Genomic DNA, 21643 nt, shown 5'->3' with positions numbered 1-21643 from the left:
TTACTCCTTCACTTCAAACCGTGCCACGGTGACTTGGGTATGTGGCTTCAAATCAAAAGGCGCGCCGCGCAGGGTGACATTCACCGCTTGAGCACGGCCGACCACCACGCGGACTGGCAAGGAACTTTGAATTCTTGTGGTCTCGCCTGCCTTCAAAATACCGCTCCAAACCACAGTATTTTGAGCGTCTCTCAGTTCCAGCCAGCTCTCTGCAGAGGCCGAAAATACCCATGGTACAGAGTTTGCAGGGGTGGGCACCACCGCCACGCTGGGGTTGTTGTTGGTTGTGGGTTGATTTGGCAAGACAGGGGAAAGCACCGGGGGGGAAACCAAGGCGGCGGATGGTGGAACGACAGGCGTTGACAAAGAAGCCTCATTGGCAATCCGCTGAGATGGCAATACCTGGACTTCTTGGGTCACTTCTGCTGGCGATGGTGGGTTTACCCATGGCAGACTTAACTCATCCAACCATGTCCATTGAAGCGGCGAAGGCATCCAGACAAATGACAAAGTCAGTGCCAACAACAAGGCTCCTAAACTGACAACTTTCAAAGAAGAACGGGCTTGAAACGTCTCACTTTTACCCGATCTCACGTGCATGGGAGCTGTGGGTTGAAGCATTTGCTTGCTGACAACGAGCTGGCTTGATGGTCGCGGCAAAAGGGCCAAAACGGGTGCTGGGTCGAGATTCAGTTGCCTGCATACACTGGCGGCCAAACCACGGTAAAAAACTGGACCTTTGTCGCTATCGAACTCATTGGCTTCCAATGCTTCCAATTGCCGAACCGGCACTTTGAGGTTCACCGACAAAACCGCCACATGCACGCCCGCCTTGAGTCTGGCCTCGCGCAGCAGTTGACCGGCCGACAAGATCGGAGGGTTCTCGGACTCGGAATGGCTGGTCATGCGATCACTCCTGGTTGGCGCCTGATGGATAAAGCATCAAAGGCACAACACGCTGTTGGGCCATACGGAACTGAACTTGAGTGCGGTCCTTCACATCACCGGCCAACTGCCCACAAGCAGCGTCAATATCATCGCCCCGAGTTTTGCGCACCGTGGTGACAAGACCTGCGTCTTGAAGCTGTTTGGCAAAAGCCTGCACCCGGGCCTGGGGCGAGCGCAGCAAACCCGAAGCCGGGAATGGATTGAAAGGAATCAGATTGAATTTACAACGCAGTCCTTGGCGGGCGTGCTTTTGCACAAGATCGATCAATTGGCAGGCATGCTCGGCTTGGTCGTTGACACCGTCCAGCATGCAGTATTCAAAAGTGATGAAGTCTCTGGGGGCATGGGCCAAGTAGCCGATACACGCTTGCATCAGTTCATCGAGCGGGTATTTGCGGTTGAGCGGCACCAGGTTGTCACGCAACGCGTCGTTGGGAGCGTGCAAGGACACTGCCAAAGCCACCGGGCAATCGGCCGAAAGACGCTCAATCATGGGCACCACACCCGAGGTGGAGACCGTGACGCGGCGGCGCGACAGGCCATAACCGTGGTCATCAAGCATGGCGCGCAAAGCAGGCACCAAGACCGTGTAGTTTTGCAATGGCTCGCCCATGCCCATCATCACCACGTTGGAGATGACCCGATCGGATGTGTTCAGGTGCTTACGCAAAAAATGTTCAGCAAACCACAACTGCGCGAGGATCTCTCCCGTGGTCAGGTTGCGGCTGAAGCCCTGGTGGCCAGTGGAACAAAAACGGCAACCCACAGCACAACCGGCTTGAGAGGAGATACACAAGGTGCCCCGATCGTCTTCGGGAATGAAAACCGACTCGATGGCATTGCCATCGCCGACATCAAAAAGCCATTTGATCGTGCCGTCGGTCGAAATGTGTTGACTGATGACAGGCAGCGCCGAGATGTGCGCATGAACCTGGAGCTTTTGTCGCAGTGACTTGGCCAAGTCACTCATTTGATCAAAGTCTGCTGCGCCCCGCTGATGAATCCAGCGGAACAACTGGGTTGCCCTGAAACGCTTTTCGCCCAGCCCCTCACAAAAAACGGCCAAACCATCCAGATCAAATTCGAGAAGGTTGGCCGTCATGGGTTTTGGGGACGGGCTAGGGCCGCAACGCGATCAGCGTGCGTAGACGTTCAGACCAGCAAAGAAGAAAGCGATTTCTGCAGCAGCAGTTTCCGGTGCATCAGAGCCGTGGACAGCATTGGCATCAATGCTGTCAGCAAAGTCGGCGCGGATGGTGCCAGCATCAGCTTTCTTGGGGTCGGTAGCGCCCATCAGATCGCGGTTTTTAGCAATGGCATTTTCGCCCTCCAGGACTTGAATCATCACTGGGCCGGAAATCATGAAATCAACCAAATCTTTAAAGAAGGGGCGGGCCTTGTGAACGCCATAAAACTGTTCGGCTTCGGCGCGCGACAGGTGCACCATCTTGGCTGCGACCACTTTGAGGCCGGCAGCTTCAAATCGGGCGTAGATTTGGCCGATGACATTCTTGGCAACGGCGTCGGGCTTGATGATGGAGAGAGTGCGTTCGATGGCCATGATTTTTTCCTATTTCAAAAGTTTTATAAAGCAATTTTGCCTTGCAGCAAAGCCAGTTATTCTAACCTGAGCGGGGCTGATCACGACCTCAACCCCGCCAAAGCAAGGGTCTCAGCCCAAGCGGGCTCATTGGCCAGATTCAAGGGGAATCATCGGCTGGTTTTAGTGCCGCCCCGTCCGCCTCGCCCCGCACCACCTGGCGCTTTTTTCAAACGGTTGAAGCTTTCTGCACCGATGTACTTGGGTTCGTTTTTGGGGGCGTCGGCTTTGGCGTGCAGGCCAGATCCACCGGGCGCTTGATTGGGCTTGGCCGCGGGCTTGGCTCTTGGTAAGGCAGTTCCCGCACGCCCTTGTCCGCCGGTTCGAGGACGCCTGTCGTTGCGGTTGGTGCGTGATGCGGACTCAGTGACGGCGCGGGGACGCTCTGCGGTTCCAGCGGCGCGCATCAGGGATCGGATGTCGGCCTCGTCCAGTTCCAGCCATGCGCCTCGGCGCAAGCCGTGTGGCAAAACCATGGCGCCATAGCGGATACGGATCAGTCGGCTCACAGCATGGCCCACAGACTCCATCATGCGGCGCACCTCGCGGTTACGGCCTTCAGAGATGGTGACGCGGTACCAACAATTGGACCCCTCCCCGCCACCGTCCTCGATCGATCCGAACTGGGCTGGACCATCGTCCAGCATGACGCCATCCAACAAGCGGTTTTTTTCTTCTTTGCTCAGCGCACCCAGCACACGCACGGCGTACTCTCGCTCCAAACCAAAGCGGGGGTGCATGAGTTGATTGGCCAACTCACCAGAGCTGGTGAACAGCAAAAGCCCTTCAGTGTTGAGGTCCAAACGGCCCACAGACTGCCACTTGCCGTTTTGCAGACGAGGCAACTTGCGAAAAACAGATGGTCGATTTTGTGGATCATCGTGGCTGACGATCTCACCCGCGGGCTTGTGGTAAGCGATCACACGGGCAGGCGGCGGGTCAATTCGGATGCGAATGGGCTTGCCATCGACCTTGATCTGGTCGCCATACTGAACGCGTTGCCCCACGTGGGCAGGTTCATTGTTGACAGCAATTCGGCCTTCAGTGATCAGCTTTTCCATCTCAAGGCGCGAGCCCATACCCGCTTGAGCGAGCACCTTGTGCAACTTGGGAGAATCGGATTGAGGGGCCAAAACCCGCTTGCCCAAATCTACCGACAAAGACTCGAGACCTTCTTCTTCGTCAAATTGACCAGACACCACATCGGCCAAGGCGATGGGTTTGAAGGAAACCTGCAGGGCTTGCGTCATCGCACCCGGTTTGCGTTTGGCGTAAACGCCAGCATGCTGGTTTTGGTCTTGAGAATCTTGATCGTTCATGTGTTGGGGGTTTCGTCCCTGTTCAGGGCGGTTATTGAGGCCGCATCGGGCAAGGGAGAAAGGAGCTCTGATTCTGGAGGGTGATCGGCCAACACCTCGTCGAGCGACAGACTCGCTTGCAATGGCACCTCTTCGAGCATGCCGGCCAAAGCCGACATCTGGGGATCAACTTGCGACAAAAGAGGAAGCTGGTCCAGCGATTCCAAGCCCAAATCATCCAGAAATTGACGGGTAGTGGCAAACAGGCTGGGTCGGCCTACCGTCTCACGGTGACCAATCACTTCCACCCAACCACGGTCTTCCAATTGCTTGATGATTTGAGAGCCAATGGTGACACCGCGAATGTCTTCCATGTCGCCACGGGTAACAGGTTGGCGATAGGCGATGATGGCCAAGGTTTCGAGGACAGCTCGCGTGTATTTGGGAGGTTTTTCGGGATGTAAACGGTCCAAGTAGGAGCGCAGTTCTGGCCGGCTTTGGAAACGCCAACCGCTGGCCACATGGGTCAACTCCAAGCCTTTGTTGGCCCATTCAAGAGCAATTTCTTGCAGCAACAAACGCAGAGTGTCTGCCCCTAGCTCATCGTCGAACAAAACGCGCAGATCACGCAAGGACAAAGGCTGCCCGGCAGTGAGCAGCGCCGTTTCCAGGACACGCTTGGCTTGCACCATGTTCATGGTGTCGGTCTTTCGGAAAAAAAAACGCCTCACGGCGTCGTTAGGGAATCAGCTGCTGCCATGGTCAAACACTGGATCAAGACCGGGTTTGACATCAATAGCACGCACCAAGGCGTCTCACGCCGCTTGCATTCCAAGCCCCAGATTGTAGCTGAGGCCAAGTGGCATCAACGCCGCAGACATGTCTTGCGGCCAGTCGGTCTGAAAATCCATGTCAGCGCCAGTGATGGGGTGTACAAACGCTAAGCGCCAAGCATGCAGGGCTTGCCGAACCATGCCGCCTGCAGCCTCACCGCCATAGACAAGATCGCCGATGAGTGGGTGTCCAATGTGGGCCATATGGACCCGAATTTGGTGTGTGCGCCCTGTGTGCAGGGTGCATCGAACCAGACAGCAGCGTTCACCTTGTGCCAAGACATCGAGGGTGGTGGAGGCGGTTTTGCCCGACTGATGCGTCAAATCCACGACCGCCATGCGCAAGCGATTGCCCGAGTCCCTGCCAATGGCAGCATCAACGTGCTTTTGCAAAGGACCAGTCCAGCATTTATGGGCCATGGCCAGATATTGACGGTGCACCTCACGGGCTGCAATTTGATCGACCAGCGCGTCCATGGCCTGTCGAGTTCGGGCCACCACCATCAAACCACTGGTGTCTTTGTCCAAACGGTGAACAATGCCAGCGCGAGGGACTTCGCTGGCTTTAGGGTCCAGAGCCAACAGCCCATTGAGCAAAGTGCCTCCCCAATTGCCAGGCGCAGGGTGCACCACCAAACCAGCCGGTTTGTGAATCACACGCAGGTGCTCATCCTCGAAAATCACATCAATGGGCATGGCCTCTGGCACAAAGGCTTGCGACTGAGGGGTGGCACGCAGGGTGATTTGCAATTGATGCCCTAAACGAACCTTGGCCGAGACCTTGGTGGTCACTCGGCCGTCCACCAAGGCATCGCCTTGCTCAATCAACTGCTGCAAATAGCTGCGTGAAAACTCCGGGACCAATTGCGCAAACACCCGGTCCAAACGCTGACCGTGTAAAGGGGACGGCACCACAACTTGGCGCACCTCTTGGACAGCATCCGTCATGTGCTCGGCATCTTCGAGCGCCTGGTTCCGGTCATCCATTTCGGGGTCGGTCGATATAATCAAAGCGTTCAACAGTTCAAGGGGGTCACAGATGCAAAGCTCCAGATTATCGGCGGTTCCAGCCAGCCTCGTTTTGGCTGCGGGACTTATTCTGAGCGGCTGCGCCAACAACCCCAAAGACCCCACGGCGGGTTGGACCCCAGAAAAAATCTACAGCGAAGCCCGTGACGAGGTCAATGCGGGCGCTTGGGACAAAGCCATCGGATACTACGAAAAGCTCGAAGGACGCGCGGCCGGTACCGTTTTGGCCCAGCAGGCCCAAATTGATAAAGCCTACGCACAGTTCAAAACGGGCAGCAAAATTCAGGCTTTGGCTACGCTAGACCGCTTTATCCGTTTGCACCCCACCAGCCCAGCCTTGGACTACGCCTTGTACTTAAAAGGCGTCGTCAATTTCAACGACAACCTGGGTATGTTCTCCTTCCTGACCCGCCAAGATTTGTCAGAGCGCGACCAAAAGGCCGCCAAGGATTCCTACGAGTCTTTTCTTGAGTTGACCACTCGCTTTCCTGATTCCAAGTACAGCGTCGATGCACGCCAACGCATGACGCATGTGGTCAATTCCTTGGCCGCTTATGAAGTCCATGTGGCGCGTTACTACGCCAAACGCGGCGCACATGTGGCCGCCATCAACCGGGCCCAACAGGCCATTTCCGATTTCGAAGGTGTGCCGGCCATCGAAGAAGCCTTGGCCATTTTGGTCAAGTCCTATGACGCCATGGGCATGACTGCGCTGCGCGACGATACCCTGCGCGTATTGACAAAAAATTACCCTCAGTCGCTCTTCCTTCAGGGCAAGGCTCCAACCCGCACTAAGAGCTGGTGGCGTCCTTAGAGAGCTCAACTAACGCCGCCTCAAAGGCCTCTTGGTTCTCCAAACGACGCATTTCAGGCAGGCCTCGCACCAAGCGACGACCATAAGACATACCCACCAAGCGGCTGTCGCACACCACCAGAATACCCCGATCGGTCTCACTCCGTATCAGACGACCTGCTCCCTGTTTCAGAGACACAGCAGCCTCTGGCAATGCGTGATCGGCAAAAGCACTCTTGCCTTGTTGGGTAATCCGCTGGCTGCGGGCCCCAAATAAAGGGTCACCTGGAGGTGGGAACGGGAGTTTATCGATCACCACCAGTTGCAAAGCATCACCGGGTACGTCAAAGCCCTCCCAAAAAGAAGCGGAGGCGACCAACACACAACCGCTGCGGCCATGAGGATCGCCCTGCCCTCCACCCTCGCGAAAACGCTCCATCAGACGACGTTTGGGACTTTGACCTTGCACCAGCACTTCAACACGGCCATCGCCTTGGCTTTGCAGCAAATCACCAATGCTGCGCATGGCGTTCAAAGTGGTTGTCAACACCAAGGTTCGCCCCCCCAAAATGCTGAGAGCTTTCAGGACGAGGCTGGCCACTTCACCGGCATGACCGGTGTCACCCGGACGCGGCAAATGGGTCGGCACATACAGCGCCGCTTGACGCCCATAGTCAAAAGGGCTGCTGACCTGCATGACCTCGGCCGAACTCAAGCCACAAGGCTCGGTGAACCAACGCAAACTGGGCTCATCACCCAAAGTGGCCGAAGTGAAAATCCAGGCCCTTTGCCCCACACCACCGGGACGGCCATTCGAAGTGTCGGCGAGCCGCGGATCTCCCGCCATCAAAGCCTCCAGATCCTCCTCATCTGCGGTCAAGTGCTCGCTCTCGGGCGTTGCAGGTGACTTGGGCCGCGTCAAAGCCGAAAAAGCCTGTGCAATATCCAGCGGCGATTCAATCAGACGCAGCTGCGCGTTGACCTCCGCCCATCGCACGCCTTCAGGATTGGGGGTGTCAGCAAACACGACGGCGCGCTGCATCAGCTCGCGCGTGCGGTCACCCAGACGCTGAAAATCTGGTGCCAATTCGCTGACCATGTCCAAGCCATTTTTCAAATCAGCCAAAGCCTGTGTCACCGCCTGCAAACTGCTGTGCCATTCTTGAGGATCAACGCCCTCGGGGTGCTGACCGGTCCAGCGCAAGCGCACCGCACCCCGGTGCATGCCTGCTGCAAGACGCCAATCTCGGGCGGCTTTTTCCAAGCCTGCACTCAGGGCCTGCCAATCGACCAAACCCCGAGCCAATTGCAAACCCGTGGCCAACACGTCCCGCACCAACTCGTGCAATTGCAGCGTTGACAACTGCTGCCCCAGAAAATTGACCCCAATCTCATTGAGCTGGTGAGCCTCGTCGAAGACCGTCACGCGCACAGTGGGCAACAGCTCGGTCACCCCCGACTCTCGCACAGCCATGTCGGCAAAAAACAAATGGTGGTTGATGACGACGACATCGGCTGCCATGGCCTCTTTGCGGGTCAGATTGACATGGCAAGCTCGGTAACGCGGACAGCTGGAGCCCAAACAATTGTCGCGGGTCGATGTGACCAATGGCCACAAAGACGAACGTTCATCCAAACCCGTCAGTTCGGCCATATCGCCCGTCCGCGTGGACTGCGCCCAAGTCTCAATCTTGGCCAAGGCTTTTTGCGCGCCGGGTTGTGCCGCTTCTGGGCTGTGACGGGCCTGCTCCATTCTGTGCAAACACAGGTAATTGGATCGCCCTTTGAGCAAAGCCACGCGGATCGGCAAGCCCAAGACTTCCACCAGCCGGGGTATGTCACGAGAAAACAATTGGTCTTGCAGCGCCTTGGTGGCTGTGGACACCAGCGCACGCTGACCGCTAAGCAAAACCGGCACCAAATAGGCATAGGTTTTGCCTGTTCCAGTGCCCGCCTCGACCACCAATTGACCGCCGTCTTGGACCGTTCGACTGACCGCCAAAGCCATCTCGGTTTGTCCATCCCGTGGCTGAAAGCCAGGCACCGCTTGGGCCAAGACACCCTGGCTCGACAAAGTGTCGGCCACCCGCTGATCAAGCAAGTTCAAGCAGGCTCCTTCGGCGCCAAGCGCAACTGAAGTGCGGCAATTTGGTCCCGCAGCGCCAAACGCCGCTTTTTCATGCGGCGCATACGCAGCTCGTCATGGGGGGTGACGGTGGCTGAGGCTTGGTCAATCAACGCGTTGAGATCGGCATGTTCCATCTGCCACTCGATCAACTGGCGCTGTGGAGAGTGCAACTCCAACCCCGACGAGGCTGGCCCATCCAAAAGCGGGGAGTCGCTCATGGCACAGCTTGGGTTTCGGGTTGTTTGCCGAGCAAACGCTGCTCTCGCTGGGCAGAGCGCCACTCACGCTCTTGTGCGTTCAAGACCAGATCTTGCTGAGCCAAAGGATCGAGGGCTTGCCTGCGAATGCGGCGGGTCTCGATCAAACAAGCATTGACCGCAAATTTTTGCCAGCATGCGGCCTGTCGCTGCTCATCTGACTTCAAAATGGCCTCGCGCACGGCGGCCACAGCTTGCCTTTGGCGGGCAATTTCCGCGGGTACATCCAAACTTGGGGGACTGGCTGGCAAGGCTGGGGGTCCAGTTTGCACGGCGGCCTCTTGGGGGTTCTGCGCGAATGCACTGCAAACGAGACCCCAAGCCGCCAAAGAAATCACCAGGCTAGACAGGCGTACTGGGCTCATGTGAGGTTCGTGTCCACAGTGCGGTGCTCCAGCGCCAGGAATTCACTCGATTGCATTTCATGAAGGCGCGACACCGTTCGAGGAAACTCATGGGACATGGGGCCGGAGGTGTAAAGGCCTTCGGGCGGCACAGCAGCCGACATGATGAGCTTGACCCGGCGGTCATACAGCACGTCGATCAACCAAGTGAACCGCCGCGCCTCGGATGCCATGCTCACCGGCATGTGCGGCACGTTGCTCAGCAGCACTGTGTGGTACTGCGTGGCAATTTCAAGGTAGTCGTTTTGAGAACGCGGACCGCCGCAAATGGACCGGAAGTCAAACCACACCACATCCCCGGCTCGGCGTTTGGCGTTGATTTCGCGGGCTTCAATGTTCAACACCGGGTCTTCGTCCGGCCCTGTGGCCAAGCGGTTAAAGGCTTCATTCATCTCGTGGTCGGCCTGCTCGCCCAAAGGCGAGTGGTAGAGCTTGACCATCTCCAGCGTGCGGCGGCGATAATCCGTCCCGTTGTCCACATTCAAAACCTGCATGCGCTCGTTCAGCAATGCAATCGCGGGCAAGATGCGGTCGCGGTGCAGGCCGTCGGGGTAAAGCCCGTTGGGCTCAAAATTGGACGTGGTGACAAAGCCTACCCCATTGTCAAACAATGCCACCAGCAAGCGGTGCAAGATCATGGCGTCGGTGATGTCGGCCACATGAAATTCATCAAAGCAAATCAGCTGATATCGCTTGGCCATGCGTTTGCCCAGCTCGTCCAAGGGGTTCACCGTGCCTTGGATGGCCGTCAATTCGCGGTGCACCTCGCGCATGAATTCGTGAAAGTGCAAACGGGTTTTACGCTCAACCGGGACAGCTGCAAAAAAGCAGTCCATCAAAAAGCTCTTGCCCCGCCCTACACCGCCAAACATATAGACCCCTTTGGGAATCTCAGGGCGAGCAAACAACTTGCCGAACAAGCCGGATCGCTTGGATTTGTAGGCCGTCCATTCAGCAGAACAACGCTCCAAAGCTTGAATGGCTCTGAGCTGTGCGGGATCGCTTTGGTAATCACGCTTGAGCAACTCGGCTTCGTAAACTTCACGAACGGACATGGGCAGTGGACTCTTCAATTCAAATGAGAAAAACCCGGGTGGAGCCCGGGTTTTCAGGGTGACTGAACTTTAACCCAACTCACCCCAAACCAGAGGATAAGGGGGTCAAGGGCTCAGAAGTTCAGGGTCCGCTTGTCCACAGCCAAGGCCGCTTCTTTGGTCGCCTCGCTCAAAGATGGGTGCGCATGGCAGATGCGAGCAATGTCTTCCGACGAAGCCTTGAACTCCATGGCTACCACGGCTTCGGCGATCAACTCAGAGGCTTGGGGGCCCACAATGTGCACGCCCAAGATTTCATCGGTCTTGGCGTCGGCCAGCATCTTCACCATGCCGGTGGTGTCGCCCAAGGCCCGTGCACGGCCGTTCGCGAGGAACGGGAAGGAGCCGGCTTTGTACGCCACACCATCGGCCTTGAGCTGCTGCTCGGTACGGCCGACCCAAGCGATCTCGGGGCTGGTGTAGATGACCCAAGGGATGGTGTTGAAGTTGACGTGACCGTGTTGGCCTGCGATGCGCTCGGCCACCGCCACGCCCTCTTCTTCTGCTTTGTGCGCCAGCATGGGGCCGCGCACCACGTCACCCACAGCCCACACGCCGGGCAAGTTGGTTTTGCAGTCGCCGTCCACGACGATCGCGCCGCGCTCGTCGAGCTGCAAGCCCACGGCTTCGGTGTTCAAGCCGATGGTGTTGGGCACACGGCCAATTGAGACGATCAGTTTGTCGGCGTCCAGCTTGACGGCTTCGCCTTTGGCGTTGGTGTAGTTGACGGTCACGCCCTTCTTGCCGTTGACAATCTCGCCGACCTTCACACCCAGCTCAATCTTCAAGCCTTGCTTGTCGAAAGCCTTCTTGGCTTCTTTGGCGATTTGCTCGTCCACCGCGCCCAAGAAGGTGGGCAGGCCTTCGAGGATGGTCACCTCAGCGCCCAAACGGCGCCAGACCGAACCCATCTCCAAACCGATCACACCCGAGCCGATGACGGCGAGCCTCTTGGGCACAGCGCCCACGCGCAAAGCGCCGTCGTTCGACAACACATTGACCTCGTCAAACGGTGTACCGGGCAAGGCGCGGGCATTGGAGCCAGTGGCGATGATGACTTGCTTGGCGGTGATGTCCTCTTCGGTCTTGCCAGCCACATGGATCGTGTAGCCGCCGTCAGCCTTGCCAGCAAAGCTGCCGCGACCGTGGAAAAACGTAACCTTGTTCTTTTTCAGCAAGTACAAGATGCCATCGTTGTTTTGCTTCACAACGGTGTCTTTGCGCGCCAACATCTTGGCCACATCCATCTTCACGCCCGTGGCGCTGATGCCGTGCTCGGCAAAGTGGTGATTGGCGTGGTCAAAGTGCTCGCTGGACTGCAGCAGCGCCTTGGAGGGGATGCAACCCACGTTGGTGCAGGTGCCGCCTGGCGCGGGGCCACCGGCCGCGTTTTTCCATTCGTCGATACAGGCGACCTGGAAACCGAGTTGCGCGGCACGGATGGCCGCGATGTAGCCACCGGGGCCACCGCCAATGACGACGACGTCGAATTGTTTGCTCATGAGGAATGCCTTCAGGATAAAAAACGCCCCCTGGGCAAGGGGGCATTCAAAACAAGGGGTTTAAATGTCGAACAGCAAGCGAGCCGGATCTTCCAGCGCTTCCTTCATGGCGACCAAGCCCAACACAGCTTCGCGACCATCGATGATGCGGTGGTCGTAGGACATGGCGAAGTAGTTCATGGGACGAACCACGACCTGGCCGTTTTCCACCATGGCGCGGTCTTTGGTCGCGTGCACGCCCAAAATCGCCGACTGGGGTGGGTTGATGATGGGAGTCGACATCATCGATCCAAAGGTGCCGCCGTTCGAGATCGAGAAGGTGCCACCAGTCATCTCTTCGATGCCCAGCTTGCCGTCTTTGGCTTTCTGGCCAAACTCAGCGATCTTCTTTTCGATGTCAGCAAAACTCATCTGGTCGGCGTTGCGCAAAATAGGCACCACCAAACCACGGGGCGAGCCCACCGCGATACCGATGTCGAAGTAGCCGTGGTAAACGATGTCGTTTCCATCCACCGAAGCGTTCAGCACCGGGAACTTCTTCAGAGCGTGCACTGCAGCCTTGACGAAGAAGCTCATGAAGCCCAGCTTGCAACCGTGTTCCTTCTCAAAACGCTCTTGCATGCGTTTGCGCATCTCCATAACCGGAGCCATGTTGATTTCGTTGAAGGTGGTCAGGATGGCGTTGGTCGACTGCGATTGCAGCAGACGCTCGGCCACACGGGCGCGCAAACGGGTCATGGGCACGCGCTGCTCAGGACGGTCACCCAGGTTCACAACAGGCGCTGCCACTTGAGCCAGTGTTTTGGTGGGCACGCCTGTAGGAATCACCGCAGCGGTCGACTTGACACCACCGGCCACAGCCGAGAGCACATCGCCTTTGGTCACGCGGCCATCTTTGCCCGTGCCAGGGACCGAACCAGCGGCCAGGCTGTTGTCGGCCATCAGCTTGGCAGCTGCGGGCATGGCCACGCCGGCCATGCTGGTGCTGGAAACTGCAGGTGCAGGTGCAGTGACAGCTGCTGGGGCAGCTGCTGCGGCAGGAGCTGCTGCAGCAGGTGCGACTGCGGCCACTTTGCCGTCGGTGTCGATGCGTGCAATCAGCTGCTCGGCCGTGACAGTTCCACCATCGCCCACCAAGATTTCAGACAAAACACCAGCCGATGGAGCAGGCACTTCCAGCACCACCTTATCGGTTTCAATCTCGATCAGGATCTCATCCGCCGAAACGGTGTCACCGACTTTTTTCTTCCACTGCAGCATGGTGGCTTCTGCCACGGACTCGGACAGTTGGGGAACTTTGACTTCTACGATAGCCATGTTGATTTCTCTTTAAAGGTTAAACGCCAGTTTGTTTTTGGGATCACTTGCTCAACACAAAGCCCTTGAGCTTTGAGAAGGCCGCTTCGATCAATGCTTTTTGCTGGTCCTGATGCAGGTGCGAGTAACCCACGGCAGGCGATGCCGAAGCTGCACGTCCGGCATAACCGAGACGCTGACCACTCAGCATGTTTTCGTGGATGTTGTGCTGAATGAAGAACCAGGCGCCCTGGTTCTGTGGCTCATCCTGACACCACACCACATCGGTGGCGTTCGGGTACTTCTTGAGTTCTGCAGCAAAGGCCTTGTGCGGGAAGGGGTACAGCTGCTCCACACGAACAATGGCAACGTCGTCAGCACCTTTGGTCTCCCGGTTTTTGACCAAGTCGTAATAGACCTTGCCCGAGCAAGCGATCACACGCTTGACCTTGTCGGCTTTGATGTCCTTGGTCTCGCCAATGACTGTCTGGAAACTGCCTTTGGTGAACTCGGACACGGGCGATGTGGCGTCTTTGTTGCGCAGCAGCGACTTGGGCGTGAAGATCACCAGTGGCTTGCGCAAATCGCGCACCATCTGGCGGCGCAGCACATGGAAGATCTGGCTGGCGGTGGTGGGCTGAACCAACTGCATGTTGGTATCGGCTGCCAACTGCATGAAACGCTCCACGCGGGCCGAACTGTGCTCCGGCCCTTGGCCTTCGTAGCCGTGCGGCAGCATCAAGGTGATGCCGTTGACACGGCCCCACTTGACTTCACCTGATGCGATGAACTGGTCAATCACCACTTGCGCGCCGTTGGCAAAATCACCGAACTGGGCTTCCCAAACCACCAAGGTATTGGGATCGTTGGAGGCATAACCATATTCATAGGCCAGAACGGCTTCCTCGGACAAGATCGAATCAATGACCACGAATGGAGCTTGCTTGTCCGACACATTTTGCAGGGCCACGTAGGAACCGGTGTCCCACTTTTCACGTTTTTGGTCGTGAATGACCGCATGGCGGTGTGTGAAGGTGCCGCGGCCGCAGTCCTCACCCGACAGGCGCACCGGGTAACCGCTGGCCACGAGTGAGGCGAAAGCCATGTGCTCACCCATGCCCCAGTCAACAGGAATGTCCCCGCGGCCCATGGCGGCACGGTCTTCATAGACTTTTTTAACCAACTGGTGTGGCGTGACGGAATCTGGAATGGTCGAAATTTTCGCGGCCAGGCGCTTCCAGTCGGCCAACGGGATCGAGGTGTCGCCTGCATCGGTCCACTTTTTGCCCATGAAGGGTGCCCAGTCCACAGTGAACTTGGTTTTGAAGTTGGTCAACACAGGTTCGGTCGTGTTTTTGCCCGCGTCCAATGCAGCGCGGTAGGCCTTGGCCATGTCGTCACCCAGGGTGTCCCCTAAGCCTTGCGCCGTGAGTTTGTCTGCAAACAGCTTGCGTGTGCCGGGGTGCGCCGCGATTTTTTTGTACATCAGCGGCTGTGTCAACGCGGGGGTGTCCTGCTCGTTGTGGCCCAGTTTGCGGAAACACACCACGTCCAGCACCACATCCTTGCGGAAGGTCATGCGGTATTCCAGCGCGAGCTGTGTGGCCATGACCACGGCTTCCGGATCGTCACCATTGACGTGCAACACCGGGGCTTCGACCATCTTGACGATGTCGGTGCAAAACACGCTTGAACGCATGTCACGCGGGTCAGACGTGGTGAAACCAATCTGGTTGTTGATGATGATGTGCACTGTGCCGCCAGTGGAATAACCCCGGGTTTGGGCCAGAGCAAATGTTTCCTGATTGACACCTTGGCCGCCAAAGGCCGCGTCACCATGCACCAAGACTGGCAAAACTTGCTTGCCCAGCGGATCGCCACGGCGGTCCATGCGGGCGCGCACTGAGCCTTCGACCACCGGGTTCACGATTTCCAGATGCGAAGGGTTGAACGCCAAAGACAAGTGCACAGGGCCGCCGGCCGTGTTCACGTCAGAGCTGAAGCCCTGGTGGTACTTCACGTCACCCGCAGGCAACTCCTCGGGGGCGGTGTGGTCGAATTCTGCAAACAAGTCAGCGGGCAGCTTGCCCATGGTGTTGACCAGAACATTCAGGCGGCCACGGTGGGCCATGCCGATCACGACTTCTTGCACGCCCTGAGCGCCAGCCGACTGGATCAACTCGTCCATGGCCGCAATGAAGCTCTCGCCGCCTTCAAGCGAAAAGCGCTTTTGGCCGACGTACTTGGTGTGCAGGTAACGCTCTAAGCCCTCGGCAGCGGTCAAGCGGTCCAAGATTTGTTTTTTCTTTTCGGCCGTGAAGTTGGGCTTGCTGCGGATGCTTTCGAGCTTTTGTTGCCACCAGCGCTTTTCAGCCTGTTCGGTGGTGTACATATACTCAGCGCCCAGCGTGCCGCAATAGGTCTCGCGCAGCGCATTCAGCAGCTCGCGCAAAGACATGTTGTTTTTGCCGAAAAAGGTGTTACTGGTGTCGAAAACGGTTTCCTGGTCGGCATCCGAAAAGCCATAGAAAGCCGGATCGAGGTCGGGAATGTGAGGGCGCTCGGTGCGCTTCAAGGGGTCCAGATCAGCCCAGCGCTGACCCACGTTGCGGTAAGCAGCAATGAGCTGCTGCACGGCAGTGCGCTTGCGTCCCATCTCAACGTTTTCGCTGGCCATGACCACTTTGGTCCCACCGGATTTGGCACGTTCTGCAAAAGCATTGATGACGGGCAAATGGGGCACGTCTTTGGCATTGGAGCCATCAAGAGCGGGTACGTGCTGCAGGGCGTCAAAATACTCTCGCCAGGAGTCAGGCACGCTGCCTGGATTGGCCAGGTAGTTCTCGTACATCTCTTCGACGTAAGGGCCGTTGCCTCCGAAAAGGTGGGTGTTGCCTGAATAGGCAGCGTAGACGGAATTAGTCTCGCTCATATTTCGCTGACCTCCGTTCCCCTCAGGGAAACATTAGTTGGTTAAGAATTACCTTCCGCGACACGGCTGAACCGGTTGGCGGATGCGACTGTGGCATGGGAAGGGCCTGAGTACAGCGTATATTGTGCCATGCCTTGTCCAAACGCCAACTTACAGACCGAACGAAAGGGAATGGTCTTCCATACAAAAAACCCCGCCAAGGCGGGGTCCTGTTTTAAAGAGCCGCCATCAGCCCCTGATCTGGTCAACGATTTGCTGCAAAGCTGCAGGGTCGTCCATGGTGGTCAGGTCACCCGGATCGCGGCCTTCGGCCACGGCCTGAATGGCGCGACGCAACAACTTGCCGCTGCGGGTCTTGGGCAAAGCCGAGACAAAAAACACCCGTGAAGGACGCGCCACTGCGCCCAACTGACTGTCCACGACTTTCATGACTTCGCCTTCGAGCTTGAGGCGCGCTGCCGCATCGGTCAGACCCGAGGTGTCCTTGGCAATGGCAAAGGCCATGGCCACCTGCCCTTTGAGCTGATCAGCCACACCCACCACCGCCACTTCGGCCACATTGGGATGGCTGGAGATACTCTCTTCGATCTCCCGGGTACCCAAGCGGTGTCCAGCCACGTTGATCACGTCGTCGGTGCGGCCCAAGATGAAGTAATAACCGTCTTCGTCGCGCACTGCCCAATCAAAGGTGCTGTAGACCAACTTATTGGGGACCGTCTTCCAATATGTTTTGACAAAACGCGCGTCGTCGCCCCAGATGGTTTGCAGGTTGCCGGGTGGCAAAGGGCCTTCGATGGTCAACACGCCCTTTTGGTTGGCACCCGTCAGTTCTTCACCCGTCTGGTCATCGACCAGCTTGACGTTGTAACCGTAAATGGCTTTGCCGGGCGAGCCAAACTTGCTGTGCGCTTTTTCTACCCCATTGCAAATGCTCAGAATCGGCCAGCCGGTTTCGGTTTGCCAATAGTTGTCGATGATGGCCTTGCCGTTGAGGCCTTCTGAAATCCATTTGGCCGTGGGCTCGTCAAGTGGCTCGCCAGCCAAGAACAAGGCTTGCAAGCTGGACAGGTCGTACTTGGTGAGCAACGCAGGGTCTTGTTTTTTGAGCACGCGGATAGCCGTGGGCGCGCTGAACATGACGTTGACTTTGTACTTTTCGACCAGACTCCACCAAATGCCGCCATCGGGACGGATGGGCAGACCTTCGTAGAGGATGGTGGCCATGCCACCAATCAGTGGGCCATAAATGATGTAACTGTGGCCCACCACCCAGCCAATGTCGCTGGTGCAAAAGAAGGTGCCGCCCGGCTTGCCTTCAAACACATGAGGCATGCTGGCAGCCAAGGCCACGGTGTAACCCCCGGTGTCACGTTGCACGCCCTTGGGCTTGCCGGTGGTGCCCGAGGTGTAGAGCGTGTAGCTGGGGTGGGTGGACTCGACCCACTCGCAGGGGACCAAGGCATCCATGTGCTTGGCACGTTCGTTGGCGTAGTCCACATCGCGGCCAGTCACGGGAGAAAAAGCCGCTAACTTGCGGTCTACCATGATGACGTTGGCGGGCTTATGGGCCGAGAGCTGGATGGCCTCGTCCAGCAGTGGCTTGTAAGGCACCACCTTGCCACCACGCGAACCCGCGTCGGCGCTGATGATGACTTTGGGCGAAGCATCTTCGATGCGGCTGGCCAGCGAGTGCGAGGCAAACCCGCCAAACACCACCGAGTGGATGGCGCCCAGACGGACACAGGCCAACATGGCGAAAGCAGCTTCGGCGATCATGGGCATATATATCAGCACACGATCGCCCTTGACCACGCCCAGACTTTGCAAAATGGCCGCCATGCGTTGCACTTCGGCATGCAGGTCACGGTAGGTATAGGTTTTTTCTTGATCGGTTTCGGTCGAAACAAAGATCAATGCGGGCTGGTCGGCCCGCTCGGCCAAGTGGCGGTCCACCGCGTTGTGGCACAGATTGGTCTCACCACCCACGAACCATTTGGCAAATGGAGGGTTGCTGTAGTCACATATTTGCTTCGGCGGGACTTTCCAGTCCACCCATTTGGCTTGCTCGGCCCAAAAAGCATCGCGGTCTTGGATCGAACGCGCGTGAAACTCAGCAAAATTGCCCATAAAAATCTCCTCTATTTCCGGCCAAGTCAAAACGGATGAAAGGTCGCTTGCGTCAGCCGCCCTTCTTCTGAATTCATAATTATGAACAAAGGACTTGCTAGAAGCTGACTCAAAGACTCATTTAAAAAGGGTTTGCAGCAGTTTGAATTCCGGGTGCTCGGCCGAACGAACCCATTCAAAAGCGACCATTTCCGCTGTCACCAATTCAGCCCCCGCCCCAGCCAAACGGTCGTAAGCGGCATCTCGGTTGCGCTCGGTGCGCGAACTGCATGCATCTGTGACCACCCAGACCTCAAATTCATCTTCCAACAAATCCAGTGCCGTTTGCAACAAGCAAACATGGGCTTCACAGCCCCCCAACACAATGGTTTGACGCTCTTGGGCGGCAGGCTGTGTTTTTTGCAAATGGCGCGGCAGACTGCGCGCGTTGCCGCGAGGGGCCTGAGGTGTCTCGGGCTTCAACCACTCCCCAAGGCCTTCCTCAACCGCACTGAAATGCATTTTGGCCAACACCTGACGGCAGTGGCTTCGAATTTCGGGGGGCATCTCACCCAGGCGGGACGGGTTTTGCTCGGTGCCCCAGATGGGCAACTGCATAGCCTTGGCCAAGGTGGCCAGACGAGCCGCATTGGCCCAAACCGCTTCGGCATCCAGCATGGCGGGCTTCAATCGGGCTTGAAAATCCACCAACACCAACTGACTCTCATCCGCTTGCATCAACATCGTTTGTCCTCAAAAAGAATGAATGGATTGTCGCAGCACTCCCCAGCGTCTGAGCAGCGCCTTGTACACCCCCGTCCAAGGCTGGCCAAAGCCAAGCATCCAGATCCGTTATGCTCGCCGACTATGCGATGGAAGTTCCTGTTCTTGCTGAGCTTGTTTATAAGCACCCCGTCATGGACGGCCCCTTCTGATGAAGCGGTGGTCAATGCCCCGGTGGACAAACGCTTGGTGTCGCAGATAACAGGTCAATTGACTTTGGCCAAAGACAAAGCCAGTGACCAGGCCACAGGCATGGTTGTTCAGGCCATGGGTCTTTTGGGCGTGCCTTACCGACGTGGCGGCAACACCGAAAGCACAGGATTTGACTGCAGTGGTTTTGTGCGTCACTTGTATGAAAAATCAGTTGGCCGCCTCTTGCCGCGTCGTGCCGAAGAGCAGGCCCGAGCGACCCAAGTGATTGACAAAGAAGAACTCAAGCCCGGTGACTTGGTGTTCTTCAACACCATGCGCAGGGCCTTCAGCCATGTGGGCATTTATGTGGGCGATGGCCAATTCATTCACTCGCCCCGTGCCGGCAAAACGGTACAGGTCGAAGACATGCGCAGCGCATATTGGCAAAAACGCTTCAACGGCGCACGCCGCGTACCTCTGGACAGCGAAAACGCCAAACCATGAAAACCCAAATTGACCACCTTGTGGTGGTGGCCTCTTCATTGGAAGTGGGCGTGCAATGGTGCGAAGCCACCTTGGGCATCACCCCGTCTGCGGGTGGCGAACACGAAAAATACGGCACCCACAACCGCTTGTTCAAAATTGCCACGCCCCAATACCCTCTGGCCTATTTTGAGATCATCGCCATCAACCCAGAGGCCGTGATTCCAAAACGTCTGCAGGTCACGCGCTGGTTTGACATGGACGACATGGCCTTGCATAAAGCCATCGCCCAAGAACCTCGCTTGGTGCACTTTGTCAGCAGCACCGACGACATCAAGGCGGCCCGTCACGCATTGCGCACCCAGGGCATTGAACGCGGGCAAATCGTGCATGCCAGCCGAAAGTCGAGCAAGGGCATGCTCCACTGGCAAATCACCGTGCGTGAAGACGGCGAGCGCCTGTTCAACGGCTGTTTGCCCACTTTGATTCAATGGGGCAAGCCCGAGGCCGCTGAACCCTTGCGATTGCACCCGCGCAACAGCTTGCCCCGCTCGGGTGTGAGCTTACAAAGCCTGACCGTTCACCACCCCAGCAGCGCCAAACTGCAGAACGCTTTGGATGCCGTGGGCCTGACCGGTGTTGAAGTTGTGAATGGGCCCGCCAACTTGGTCGCCACCTTGCAGACCCCAAAAGGCCTGGTGCAATTGCAAAGCTTGGGGATTTAGGTCTCTTTGGGCAATGCCAATAGCAGCGCCATGCCCACAACCATCACCCCGGCTGTCAGCCACAAAGCGCCTTTGAAACTTCCCGTAGCCTGGGCCATGGCCCCGGCCACCACTGGCGCCAGCATTTGCGCGGCACCGTAGCTCAAGGTCAAGCGGGCCATGGCCTTGCCGGGGTTTTGGGGCGCACGCCTTCCCACCAAGGCCAAGGTCAGGCTCACGATGCCGATGAAGGTGGCGCCATAACCCACGGCACCGACCAGCGCTGCCGCCAGTGAACCCGACAAAGCTGGCAGCACGATGGACACCGTCTGCAGACCAAAAGCCAGCAGCAAGGCCGGAATGTCGCCCAACTTTCGAGCCACACGGTCCCATAAAAACACGGCCGGCATGGCCGCCAGACCGACCAGCGTCCAAGCCAAAGCGCCCTGCCCGGCCAAAGCCGGTTCGCGCTCCACAATGGCCACGGTGAAAGTGGCGCTGATGACAAAACCCCAGCCCGCCGTAAAATAGCTCAGCGCCATGGTCGCCATCCAGCGGCGCGAGACCAGCGGCTGTACTTGGGCGACCGCTGCAGCGGTGGGCAGGGGCGGCACAGGCGGACGCCATAACCAAGCCGGCACAAAAAACACCACGCCCAGTGCGGCAAAGGCCAGCCATTGGTCCGACCACAGCGTCCAGATGCCCGACAAGACCCAAGCGCCCAGCGCAGACACCACAATGCCCAGCCCCAGGCCGATGAACAACACACCCAGCTCGGGCCTGCGTCCTTGGCGCATCAACCAGCCCAGCACCAAGCCTGATCCGAGCAACATGCCCGTGGCCCCGCACAAACCGCCCAGAAAACGCCACAGCCCCCAGGCCGGCAACCAACTCGACAAAGCCATTGCCGCTGTGGTGAGCAAGGCCATCCACAGGCCAGCACTGTAAAAACGGTGACGCCAACGCACATCGTCCATCCAGGCTGTTACCAAGGCACCAACGATGTAGCCCGCGTAATTGACTGCCGCCAAGCCCCCGGCAGCGGCATCGTTCAAACCGGTTTGTGCCTGCAAGGCGGGCAGCAAGGGCGTATATGCAAAGCGGGCCAGACCAATGGTCAGCACCAAACCGCAAATGCCCCCGACCATGACCTGCCAAGCTTGTAACGAACGAGAGGTGGAAGTGTCTTGCATAGCAGCGCCAAGTATCCACGCATTTGTACCGACCATGGGCGCACGGAACACGCGCACTGACGCATGGGCAACCGCTCGGCGCGTCTCGGACATGACACCCAGCCCCCTGCAACAAAGGGTTTTCACCA

At 57.7% G+C, this 21643-nt stretch carries 19 protein-coding genes; 3 read left to right on the top strand and 16 right to left on the bottom strand.

The genetic code is table 11. The features are described from left to right. The 6 genes from ABWQ00_RS09455 to ABWQ00_RS09430 all read right to left on the bottom strand — a co-directional run bounded on the left by ABWQ00_RS09455 (window position 1) and on the right by ABWQ00_RS09430 (window position 5666). Complete coding sequence (locus tag ABWQ00_RS09455; RefSeq protein WP_353238417.1) at window positions 1–906, bottom strand: helix-turn-helix domain-containing protein; 906 nt, start codon at window positions 904–906, stop codon at window positions 1–3. A 4-nt stretch (window positions 907–910) separates the two neighbouring features. Next, complete coding sequence (gene rlmN / locus ABWQ00_RS09450) at window positions 911–2050, bottom strand: dual-specificity RNA methyltransferase RlmN (protein WP_353238416.1); 1140 nt, start codon at window positions 2048–2050, stop codon at window positions 911–913. 33 nt (window positions 2051–2083) lie between these two features. Beyond that, entirely contained in the window at window positions 2084–2509 is a 426-nt protein-coding gene (gene ndk, locus ABWQ00_RS09445; protein WP_353238415.1) for a nucleoside-diphosphate kinase, read from the bottom strand. Window positions 2510–2658: 149 nt separating this feature from the next. Beyond that, window positions 2659–3867, bottom strand: coding sequence for a pseudouridine synthase (locus ABWQ00_RS09440; protein WP_353238414.1), 1209 nt, complete (start codon window positions 3865–3867; stop codon window positions 2659–2661). Further along, window positions 3864–4544 (bottom strand): SMC-Scp complex subunit ScpB, encoded by a 681-nt coding sequence (gene scpB / locus ABWQ00_RS09435; RefSeq protein WP_353238413.1) that lies wholly within the window; start codon window positions 4542–4544, stop codon window positions 3864–3866. Before scpB ends, ABWQ00_RS09440 begins: the two co-directional genes overlap by 4 nt. 117 nt (window positions 4545–4661) lie before the next feature. After that, on the bottom strand, window positions 4662–5666 hold the full coding sequence (locus tag ABWQ00_RS09430; RefSeq protein WP_353238444.1) for an RluA family pseudouridine synthase: 1005 nt from the start codon (window positions 5664–5666) through the stop codon (window positions 4662–4664). A 52-nt stretch (window positions 5667–5718) separates the two neighbouring features. Here ABWQ00_RS09430 and ABWQ00_RS09425 point away from each other — a divergent pair, with 52 nt between their 5' ends. Beyond that, complete coding sequence (locus ABWQ00_RS09425; protein WP_353238412.1) at window positions 5719–6522, top strand: outer membrane protein assembly factor BamD; 804 nt, start codon at window positions 5719–5721, stop codon at window positions 6520–6522. Here ABWQ00_RS09425 and yoaA read toward each other — a convergent pair. The 9 genes from yoaA to ABWQ00_RS09380 form a co-directional block, all read right to left on the bottom strand. Next, window positions 6500–8608 (bottom strand): DNA repair helicase YoaA, encoded by a 2109-nt coding sequence (gene yoaA / locus ABWQ00_RS09420; protein ID WP_502908111.1) that lies wholly within the window; start codon window positions 8606–8608, stop codon window positions 6500–6502. The two genes, ABWQ00_RS09425 and yoaA, sit on opposite strands and share 23 nt — an antisense overlap. Then, window positions 8605–8847 (bottom strand): DUF465 domain-containing protein, encoded by a 243-nt coding sequence (locus ABWQ00_RS09415; RefSeq protein ID WP_353238411.1) that lies wholly within the window; start codon window positions 8845–8847, stop codon window positions 8605–8607. Before ABWQ00_RS09415 ends, yoaA begins: the two co-directional genes overlap by 4 nt. Beyond that, the gene (locus tag ABWQ00_RS09410; RefSeq protein WP_353238410.1) at window positions 8844–9251 is read right to left on the bottom strand and encodes a hypothetical protein; all 408 of its coding nucleotides are present in this window, start codon (window positions 9249–9251) and stop codon (window positions 8844–8846) included. Before ABWQ00_RS09410 ends, ABWQ00_RS09415 begins: the two co-directional genes overlap by 4 nt. Then, window positions 9248–10345, bottom strand: a complete 1098-nt coding sequence (gene zapE / locus ABWQ00_RS09405; protein WP_353238409.1) for a cell division protein ZapE — start codon at window positions 10343–10345, stop codon at window positions 9248–9250. Before zapE ends, ABWQ00_RS09410 begins: the two co-directional genes overlap by 4 nt. Window positions 10346–10458: 113 nt before the next feature. Beyond that, on the bottom strand, window positions 10459–11886 hold the full coding sequence (gene lpdA / locus ABWQ00_RS09400; protein WP_353238408.1) for a dihydrolipoyl dehydrogenase: 1428 nt from the start codon (window positions 11884–11886) through the stop codon (window positions 10459–10461). Window positions 11887–11946: 60 nt separating this feature from the next. Beyond that, complete coding sequence (gene odhB, locus ABWQ00_RS09395) at window positions 11947–13203, bottom strand: 2-oxoglutarate dehydrogenase complex dihydrolipoyllysine-residue succinyltransferase (protein ID WP_353238407.1); 1257 nt, start codon at window positions 13201–13203, stop codon at window positions 11947–11949. Window positions 13204–13246: 43 nt separating this feature from the next. Continuing rightward, a complete protein-coding gene (locus ABWQ00_RS09390) occupies window positions 13247–16114 on the bottom strand; it encodes a 2-oxoglutarate dehydrogenase E1 component (RefSeq protein WP_353238406.1) in 2868 nt (955 codons plus the stop codon). 228 nt (window positions 16115–16342) lie between these two features. Continuing rightward, window positions 16343–18241, bottom strand: coding sequence for a propionate--CoA ligase (locus ABWQ00_RS09385; protein WP_353238405.1), 1899 nt, complete (start codon window positions 18239–18241; stop codon window positions 16343–16345). A 117-nt stretch (window positions 18242–18358) separates the two neighbouring features. After that, entirely contained in the window at window positions 18359–18964 is a 606-nt protein-coding gene (locus tag ABWQ00_RS09380) for an isochorismatase family protein (protein WP_353238404.1), read from the bottom strand. Window positions 18965–19087: 123 nt separating this feature from the next. Between ABWQ00_RS09380 and ABWQ00_RS09375 the strand changes: the two genes are divergently transcribed. Continuing rightward, window positions 19088–19639 carry a C40 family peptidase gene (locus ABWQ00_RS09375; RefSeq protein ID WP_353238403.1) on the top strand — a complete coding sequence of 184 codons (552 nt, stop codon included), beginning with the start codon at window positions 19088–19090 and terminating at the stop codon, window positions 19637–19639. Beyond that, window positions 19636–20343 carry a VOC family protein gene (locus ABWQ00_RS09370; protein ID WP_353238402.1) on the top strand — a complete coding sequence of 236 codons (708 nt, stop codon included), beginning with the start codon at window positions 19636–19638 and terminating at the stop codon, window positions 20341–20343. Before ABWQ00_RS09375 ends, ABWQ00_RS09370 begins: the two co-directional genes overlap by 4 nt. Here ABWQ00_RS09370 and ABWQ00_RS09365 read toward each other — a convergent pair. After that, window positions 20340–21515 carry a YbfB/YjiJ family MFS transporter gene (locus ABWQ00_RS09365; protein ID WP_353238401.1) on the bottom strand — a complete coding sequence of 392 codons (1176 nt, stop codon included), beginning with the start codon at window positions 21513–21515 and terminating at the stop codon, window positions 20340–20342. The genes ABWQ00_RS09370 and ABWQ00_RS09365 overlap by 4 nt on opposite strands. Window positions 21516–21643: the final 128 nt, after the last annotated feature.

This window comes from Limnohabitans sp. (genome assembly GCF_040400975.1).
In the GTDB taxonomy this organism is placed as follows: Bacteria; Pseudomonadota; Gammaproteobacteria; order Burkholderiales; family Burkholderiaceae_C; genus Limnohabitans_A.
Note: the sequence above shows the minus strand (reverse complement) of the source record. Positions and strands in the feature narration are given on the sequence as shown.